The following is an 8,759-nucleotide window of genomic DNA, read 5'->3' on the forward strand; positions in this document are numbered from 1 at the left end:
GGGTTTTAATCCACAAGAGTCGGTTACACTTTGGGAAAATATGAGTGCAGCGGGCAGCGGTACAACCCCTGAGTTTTTATCTACTCACCCAGCGCCAAGTAACCGTATTAAAAATTTACAAGCGCAAATGAGTAAAGCACTTAGCGAGCAAGGCACTGCTAAAGCACAGGGTAAAAACCCACAATGCACACTGTAGTTAAGCGCTTTACTATTTGAAGTAGTGTACGTTTAGTATTAATGCGTAATTAAAATAAAACCCCTGTAAGTATTTTACCTACAGGGGTTTTATTTTAGTTTTTAAGCGTGGTTATTCAGCAGCAAGTGCTTGTTTAAATACATTTTTAAAGCGTTCGAAATCTTCAATGTGCGGCAGGTGCCCTAAATTATCCAGTTCAAATAATTGTGCGTCAGGGATAAGTGTTGCAGCGTGTTTGCCTAATTTATCATATCGACCAAGCTCGTAATCAACACCGTCTTTTTTCCAGTTACGGCCAGGGCCGGTTCTATCGCGTGTACCAATAATTAATTTAACCGGTACAGTTAAATCTTTAAATTCGGTTATTACAGGTTGAGTGAAAATCATATAGTATGTTTTTGCATTTACCCATGCCATTTGTTCTTTATCTGGGCCTTGTATTTGCCCTGTTATAAAGTCGGTTAAGGCTGAATATGTGGCATTCCACTTACCATCGTAGTAATTTTTTTGTTGGTATTTTCTTACGCCTTCGGGCGTTTTTGAAAATTCGTTTTTATAGAAAAAATTTGTATCTTTGTAATCAACATACTGCAGGTAGTTTTCAAGCCCAATAGGGTTAAGTAAAATTAATTTACTTGTTGTGTTTGGGTACATTAATGCAAAACGACTCGCTAGCATCCCACCCATAGAGTGCCCTAATACAATTGACTCTTTTATATTAAGTGAGTCCATTAACGCATGAGTATGATGAGCAAGAGCCGCAAATGAATACTGGTAATTAGTTGGTTTAGATGATTTTCCAAAACCAATTTGATCAGGAATTAATACGCCGTAGCCTAAAGATTGCAGGTATTGCGCAGTGGTAGTCCAGTAATCTGCATTAAAATTTTTGCCGTGCATAAGCGTCACTGTAGGCATGTCGGATTTGGTAGGCTTTAAGTAAATATAGGCCATTTTAAGAGACTGTTTTTGTGACTCAATGTTAAAGTAATTTACTTTAAAGTCGTACTGGTAACTGCTTAAAAGCGCATCATAAGAAAGTGAAGAGGTATCTTGCGTTGTGCTCGCTAATGCATTGTTTGTTAATAACAATAAAGTAGAAAAGCAAATAACTTTAATCGACGACATTTGGTTACTCCAATTAAGGACAAATAATATGAGCTCTAATATATAAAACTCAGAATAATTCATTATAGTAACCAAACATTAAGTACTATTCAATTGAGGCTTTGTCATGCTCAACGTTGTTTAATTTGGAGATGAAAAAAGCGAAGCTAAAAGAGAGCTTCGCTTATTAATGTAGGGTAAAACGAGTATCGTTAAAGCTTAAAACGTCCACTCAATATGGATTTGTGGCACTGACTCAGTGACTTCAGTACCTAGTTTATTGTGCCAGTATTGTAATTCCATACCCAACAGTAGTGTGTTTTCTTTCATTTGAAGAGCGTGGCCCATATCCCATACTAAAATAGGCTGTGCGAGTATCCACGCCTCTACATCGTTACCAAATTCATCTTCACGTTCTGCAATGTATTCAGCGTGGCCTTTAAAGCTAAATTTTTGTGAGCCAATAGTGAAAGGGTATTCAAAGGCAACATCAAGCATCCAGCTATTTGTTTCAATAGGAGCCCCGCCTTTTGCTACACCTTCACTATCGTCAATGTAAGCTGTGAATAGCGTTTGAAAAAAGTTAAACCCAGGTACATCCCAGCTTAATTTAACACCAGGCAAGTATTTCATTACTTTAGCGTCGCCAGCAACGTTAATACCACCGGTAAGGCCCACATCTAATAATGCGCCTGCGCCAATTTTTTCGCCGCTAATGGCCGATAAGCTTACCGTTGAATACCACTCACCATAAAAATCAGCATCTTGGTAACCATCATCGGTATCGTCTTTACTGTAATCGATAAAAAAGAAGTTATCGCCATAATCGTAACCCGATGCATGTTGAACCGAGTAAACAGTGGTGTTTGACTCTTGCTCAGTGAATGGGTTTTTTTGGTTGCCATTATTAATATGTAGTGCTGTGCTGCTCCAATTAGCCGCAAAAGCAGAAGACGATAAAGCAATTGATGTAAAAGTAACGAGAGGAAGTAATTTTTTAAATTTCATATCTGTATTTAACTATAATTTTAGTGACACGCGAAGGCGCGCATTATAGCAAAAGTGATTGATATGTAGAGTATTATTTTAACATATGTTGCAGCTTACTTATTAAGCTGCAACATAGTATCGGTGTTTAAATTATGCTTTATTACGGCGTAAGCAAATAACTGCAATGGCTGTAAATGCTAAAATAAAACAGTAGTATGACGAGGTAGATACTTCCCACGGGCTAATTTTAAACGTAGCACCTAATAACAATGCTTGGGCACCGTATGGCAATGAACCCTGTGTAACACAGGCAAATATATCAAGTAAACTGGCAGAGCGTTTACCGCTTATTTCACCGTCATCTGCTAGCTTTTTAGCAATAGGACCGGCCACAATAATAGACACTGTATTATTAGCAATACATACATTACTTGTTAAAACTAACGCAGCGATACCTAATTGATCTGCCACTTTACGGTGCCATTTTGCAATGATTTTAGTAATTGCTTGAATTTTTTGAGCAATGTAATCAAGACCACCGTTGATACGAATAAATTCAGATAAGCCACCAATAAACATAGAAAGTAAAAATATTTCCTGCATATCAGTAAAGCCTTTGTAAATGTCTTTTACAAAGCTTGCGCCTTCGTAACTTCCTGTAAAGCCCATTAATGCGGCAAAAATAATACCGCTAAACAACACTACAAATACGTTCAAGCCAGCAACTGCTAACACTAAAATAAAGGCATAAGGAAGTACTAACCAAATGTCATAGTCTTTAGTTTCAACTACTTGTGCAGCAGGTGTTAAATAAAACAACAGGGCGATTGTTAGAATGGCTGCAGGGACTGCAATTTTAAGATTTTCTTTAAACTTGTCTTTCATTTCACAACCTTGCGTGCGCGTAGCTGCAATAGTGGTGTCTGAAATAATAGATAAGTTATCGCCAAACATAGCGCCAGATACAATCGTACCGGCCATTAATGCTGGGTCTATACCTGTTTTAATTGATACCGCATAAGCGATAGGGCCAATGGCGCCAATTGTTCCCATTGACGTTCCCATTGCAGTAGAAACAACGGCCGCAATTAAAAACAAACCAGGGAGCAATAACGAAGGTGGAATAAGCGATAAGCCTGCATTTACTACCGCATCTACACCACCGGTTGCACTTGCCACAGCCGAAAAAGCACCTGCAAGTAAGTAGATTAAACACATGGTAATAATATTGTTGTGTCCGGCACCTTTAATAAAGGTCTCTACACATTGGTTTACCGTGCCTTTATTTAAAATAAACGCAAGCATAATAGCGGGCAATATAGCAACAGGTGCAGGTAGTTGGTAAAAAGCATAATCAACCCCTTGCGATTGCAAATACAAACCTGAGCCTAAAAATATCGCTACAAAGGTAAGTAGGGGAAGTAAAGAAAGTATTGCTTTGTTTTTATTAAATGATGGCTGCATCATAATCCTCATAACCAGTAAAATTTATCACAGCCAAAACTCCTCTTTTAGCTGAATTTAGCAGTACAACTTTTTATTTTAAAAAGTTGTTAGCCGCAGCGTCCGCAAGCCAAAGACCAAATCGACGCGAAAGAGAAGTTTAAATGTATAGATGGCTAAAGTAAACTGGTATTATTATTATTATTATTAAATTAAAAGGTCACCTGACTATTGCATGACTTTTAGATAATATCTATAAAGCAACGCGATTTTCAGCGATTAATATTTATCCAACTGCATAAAAATACCCACCTGCGTATTTTGTAATGCCCGGATATATGGCTAATAAACGGATTCAAATTAAATTAGGTAAAAACCATGACTACAAATCGAATAGGTGTTTTTGGTGCTAACGGCAGAATGGGCTTAGCCCTATTAGAAGCCGTGACAATTAAAGAGCAAACACAACTTACAGGCGCATATGTTCGTAGTGGTTCATCGCTATTAGGCATTAATGTAAATCAAGTAAATAGCGCAGCCGAGAACAGTGTTAGCTTTAGCGACGAAAGTACAATAGATAATGTAGATGTTTTAATCGACTTTACGCTGCCAGCGGGTATGAAAAACCATTTAAAAACAGCTGTTGCACAAAAAATTCCTATGGTAATTGGCACAACAGGTTTAACAAATGATGATATGGCGCTATTACACAATGCCGCTAAACATATCCCTATTGTATTTGCGCGAAATTACAGCGTAGGTGTCAATGTATTACTTAACCTTGTGCAAACTGCAGCGACTAAGTTTGGTGACGATTTAGATATCGAAATATTTGAAGCGCATCACCGTCATAAAATAGATGCACCATCGGGTACTGCACTGGCAATAGGTGAGTCAATCGCGCAAGCGAAAGGCTGGGATCACGACGAGGTTGCGGTATATGACCGAAGCCAAGTAGAAACAGCGAAATCTCAAAATGAGATTGGTTATTCTGTCCTAAGAGGTGGCGATATAGTAGGTGAACATACCGCATACTTCGCTACAATGGGCGAAAGGCTTGAATTAACACATAAAGCAAGTTCGAGAATGACGTTCGCTCTAGGTGCTATAAGGGCTGCAAGCTGGTTGAAAAACAAACCTGCTGGACTTTATGATATGCAAGATGTGCTAGATCTTAAGTAGTTTAGTTACTATTTTAACTGTTTGGGTCTAATTTTACCTACAGTGACTTATTTGTAACAATTAACCAAATAATGTTAGACCTAAATAGCAACTTCATGTAATATGCAGCCAATTTGCCAAAAATTACTAAATGCGTGTTTCCAATTATACCCAAGTGGCTAGTAAATCCAGGGTTTCAGTGGGAATGAAAATAGTTTTAGGCAAGAAAAATGATTGAAGGTTGAATGCTTTACATCTGCATCATTTAAGACTGCGTAAAACAATTTAAGCCCACAAAAATCTGGTTTTGACGATCCCTCTGGGTATTGGCGGGGTGTTAAGCAATTGCTTACTCCCGTTTTTTACTGTTAGGAGGTTTAACTTGACTAAATCCGCTCTGTTAGTCCTAGAAGACGGCACAGTGTTTCGCGGTACTGCAATCGGCGCTGACGGCATGTCAGTCGGTGAAGTGGTATTCAATACGTCTATGACTGGTTATCAAGAAATTTTGACTGATCCATCATACGCGGAACAAATCGTAACTTTGACGTACCCACATATCGGTAATACGGGTACCAACAGCGAAGACGAAGAAGCGAATCAAATTTGGGCTAAAGGCCTAGTGATCCGTGATTTGCCACTGCTAGCAAGTAACTTTCGTAACGAGCAATCGTTAGATGATTACTTAAAAGAACGTAATATTTTAGGTATTGCGGACATCGACACCAGAAAGCTAACTCGAATTTTGCGTGATAAAGGCGCACAAAACGGGTGTATTGTTGCCGGTGACGAGCTAGACGAAAATAAAGCGTTACAAGCCGCGCAAGCCTTCCCAGGCTTAAAAGGTATGGATTTAGCAAAAGTTGTCTCAACCAAGGAAAATTTTGAGTGGCGCGAATCAAGCTGGACATTAGGTGAAGGATTTAAAACCCTTGACGCTGCTGATGAAAAGTTTCATGTTGTTGCCTACGACTTCGGTGTAAAACGTAATATTTTACGTATGCTTGTAGACCGTGGTTGTAAACTTACAGTAGTACCAGCGCAAACTTCTGCCGCTGACGTACTTGCTTTAAACCCTGATGGTATCTTCCTATCTAATGGCCCTGGTGATCCTGAGCCATGTACTTACGCTATTGAAGCCATTCAAGCCTTTTTAGAAACCGACACACCTATTTTTGGTATCTGTTTAGGTCATCAGTTATTAGCCCTTGCCTCAGGTGCTAAAACAGAAAAAATGAAATTTGGTCACCACGGTGGTAACCACCCAGTTAAAGACCTAGACCGTAATGTAGTTATGATCACAGCTCAAAACCATGGTTTTGCAGCTCAAGAATCAAGCCTACCAAGTACGCTTCGTGCCACGCATAAATCGTTATTTGATGGAACGCTTCAAGGTATTCATCGTACTGATAAGCCTGCGTTTAGCTTCCAGGGTCACCCTGAAGCAAGTCCAGGTCCACACGATGCAGCACCATTATTTGACCACTTCATCGATTTGATGCAAGCGCGTAAACACTAATTTAACTGGAGTAATAATGCCAAAACGTACCGACATAAAAAGCATTCTTATCTTAGGCGCAGGCCCAATTGTAATTGGTCAAGCTTGTGAATTTGACTACTCTGGTGCTCAAGCGTGTAAAGCACTTAGAGAAGAAGGCTATAGAGTTATATTAGTTAACTCAAACCCTGCAACTATCATGACCGATCCTGAAATGGCCGATGCTACCTACATCGAACCAATTCACTGGGAAGTGGTAGAAAAAATTATTGAAAAAGAAAAGCCAGATGCAGTACTGCCTACAATGGGTGGTCAAACAGCATTAAACTGTGCACTTGATTTAGACAAGCACGGTGTATTGGCTAAGCACGGCGTTGAGCTAATTGGCGCAACGGCGGATGCAATCGACAAAGCAGAAAACCGTGAACGCTTTGACGTAGCAATGAAAAACATTGGCCTTGAATGTCCTCGTGCTGAAATTGCTCACTCAATGGAAGAAGCTAAAGATACAATGAGCCGAATTGGCTTACCATGTATCATTCGTCCTTCTTTCACCATGGGTGGCACCGGTGGTGGTGTTGCTTACAACATGGAAGAGTTTGAAGAAATTTGTGAGCGCGGTTTAGACTTATCGCCAACAAACGAATTATTGATTGATGAATCACTGATTGGTTGGAAAGAGTACGAAACAGAAGTTGTACGTGATAAAAACGATAACTGTATTATTGTTTGTACCATTGAAAACTTTGACCCTATGGGTGTTCACACAGGCGATTCAATCACCGTTGCACCAGCGCAAACGCTAACCGACAAAGAATACCAAATTATGCGTAACGCCTCTATGGCGGTATTACGTGAAATTGGTGTAGAAACTGGCGGTTCTAACGTGCAGTTTGGTATTAATCCTGAAGATGGCCGTATGGTTATCATTGAGATGAACCCACGCGTATCACGTTCATCTGCCCTTGCATCAAAAGCAACGGGTTTCCCAATTGCTAAAATTGCTGCAAAGCTAGCAGTAGGTTACACGCTTGACGAGCTTCAAAACGATATTACTGGCGGTAAAACTCCAGCGTCTTTTGAGCCTTCAATCGATTACGTTGTAACAAAAATTCCTCGCTTTAACTTTGAAAAATTTGCCGGTGCTAACGACCGCTTAACTACGCAAATGAAATCGGTTGGCGAAGTAATGGCGATTGGTCGTAACCAACAAGAATCATTACACAAAGCATTACGTGGTCTTGAAGTGGGCGCAACAGGTTTTAACCCAATAGTTGCACTTGATGACCCTAAAGCGAAAGAAAAAATCATCCGCGAATTACGCGAGCCAGGTGCTGAGCGTATCTGGTACATTGCCGATGCAATGCGCCATGGTATGAGCGTTGATGATGTTTATGAGCTGACTAAAGTTAATCGCTGGTTCTTAGTACAAATAGAAGATATTTTAAAAGACGAAGCAAAAATTGGTGAAGTAGGTATGGCTGGTTTAAATGCCGACTTCCTACGTAAACTTAAACGCAAAGGTTTCGCAGATCCACGTATAGCTGAAATTGCTGGTGTATCTGAAGCTGAAATTCGTAAAAAACGTCACCTATTAAACATCGTGCCAGTATACAAGCGTGTTGATACGTGCGCCGCAGAATTTAGCTCAGACACAGCTTACATGTACTCATCTTACGATGAAGAGTGTGAGGCAAACCCAACAGATAAAGACAAAATCATGGTTATTGGTGGCGGTCCTAACCGTATCGGCCAAGGTATTGAATTTGATTACTGTTGTGTACATGCCTCGCTTGCGCTTCGCGAAGACGGCTATGAAACCATTATGGTTAACTGTAACCCTGAAACGGTTTCTACCGATTACGATACATCTGATAGACTATACTTTGAGCCAATTACACTTGAAGACGTACTTGAAATCGTACGTGTTGAAAAGCCAAAAGGCGTTATCGTGCAGTACGGTGGTCAAACACCACTTAAATTAGCACGTGAGCTTGAAGCGAATGGCGTGCCAGTAATAGGTACCTCACCTGATGCGATTGACCGTGCAGAAGATCGCGAACGTTTCCAACAACTTGTTGAGCGCCTGAACTTACTTCAGCCAGAAAATGCAACAGTAACTTCAACTGAAGAAGCACTACTTAAATCAGTTGAAATTGGTTTCCCACTCGTTGTACGTCCGTCGTATGTACTAGGTGGTCGTGCAATGGAAATTGTATATGATGAAGACGATTTACGTCGCTACATGACCGAAGCTGTATCTGCATCAAACGAAGCACCTGTATTACTTGACCGTTTCTTAGATAACGCAATTGAAGTTGACGTTGACGCAATTTGCGACGGCGAGCAAGTAATTATTGGCGG

General features: G+C 40.1%; 6 protein-coding genes and 1 pseudogene (1 of these 7 only partly in view). 4 read left to right on the top strand and 3 right to left on the bottom strand.

What is annotated here, in order from left to right; translation table 11 throughout:
* Positions 1-196 (top strand): annotated as a pseudogene (locus tag L655_RS01000000125065) (M48 family metallopeptidase); it begins 576 nt to the left of the window's first position.
* 111 nt (positions 197-307) lie between these two features.
* On the opposite strand, the gene L655_RS0104390 reads toward L655_RS01000000125065, so the two are convergent.
* The 3 genes from L655_RS0104390 to L655_RS0104400 all read right to left on the bottom strand — a co-directional run bounded on the left by L655_RS0104390 (position 308) and on the right by L655_RS0104400 (position 3,757).
* Positions 308-1,324 carry an alpha/beta hydrolase gene (locus tag L655_RS0104390; RefSeq protein ID WP_024604218.1) on the bottom strand — a complete coding sequence of 339 codons (1,017 nt, stop codon included), beginning with the start codon at positions 1,322-1,324 and terminating at the stop codon, positions 308-310.
* A gap of 198 nt (positions 1,325-1,522) precedes the next feature.
* The gene (locus L655_RS0104395; RefSeq protein ID WP_024604219.1) at positions 1,523-2,311 is read right to left on the bottom strand and encodes a nucleoside-binding outer membrane protein; all 789 of its coding nucleotides are present in this window, start codon (positions 2,309-2,311) and stop codon (positions 1,523-1,525) included.
* 132 nt (positions 2,312-2,443) lie between these two features.
* Positions 2,444-3,757, bottom strand: a complete 1,314-nt coding sequence (locus tag L655_RS0104400) for a Na+/H+ antiporter NhaC family protein (protein ID WP_024604220.1) — start codon at positions 3,755-3,757, stop codon at positions 2,444-2,446.
* Between the two features lie 357 nt (positions 3,758-4,114).
* Between L655_RS0104400 and dapB the strand changes: the two genes are divergently transcribed.
* The 3 genes from dapB to carB form a co-directional block, all read left to right on the top strand.
* Positions 4,115-4,918 carry a 4-hydroxy-tetrahydrodipicolinate reductase gene (gene dapB / locus L655_RS0104405; RefSeq protein ID WP_024604221.1) on the top strand — a complete coding sequence of 268 codons (804 nt, stop codon included), beginning with the start codon at positions 4,115-4,117 and terminating at the stop codon, positions 4,916-4,918.
* A gap of 361 nt (positions 4,919-5,279) precedes the next feature.
* Positions 5,280-6,416: a glutamine-hydrolyzing carbamoyl-phosphate synthase small subunit gene (gene carA / locus L655_RS0104410; RefSeq protein ID WP_004335400.1), complete on the top strand. Its 1,137-nt coding sequence runs from the start codon at positions 5,280-5,282 to the stop codon at positions 6,414-6,416.
* Between the two features lie 16 nt (positions 6,417-6,432).
* Positions 6,433-8,759: carbamoyl-phosphate synthase large subunit (carB, locus tag L655_RS0104415; protein ID WP_024597203.1), on the top strand; the 2,327-nt coding region annotated here is incomplete at its 3' end.

It is taken from the genome of Pseudoalteromonas sp. TAE79 (assembly GCF_000498015.1).
Taxonomy (GTDB): domain Bacteria; phylum Pseudomonadota; class Gammaproteobacteria; order Enterobacterales; family Alteromonadaceae; genus Pseudoalteromonas.

What these genes read in the sequence shown, in the direction of transcription:
- L655_RS0104390 (WP_024604218.1), bottom strand. Translation starts at nt 1,324, where the DNA reads ATGTCGTCGATTAAAGTTATTTGCTTTTCTACTTTATTGTTATTAACA.
- L655_RS0104395 (WP_024604219.1), bottom strand. Translation starts at nt 2,311, where the DNA reads ATGAAATTTAAAAAATTACTTCCTCTCGTTACTTTTACATCAATTGCT.
- L655_RS0104400 (WP_024604220.1), bottom strand. Translation starts at nt 3,757, where the DNA reads ATGCAGCCATCATTTAATAAAAACAAAGCAATACTTTCTTTACTTCCC.
- dapB (WP_024604221.1), top strand. Translation starts at nt 4,115, where the DNA reads ATGACTACAAATCGAATAGGTGTTTTTGGTGCTAACGGCAGAATGGGC.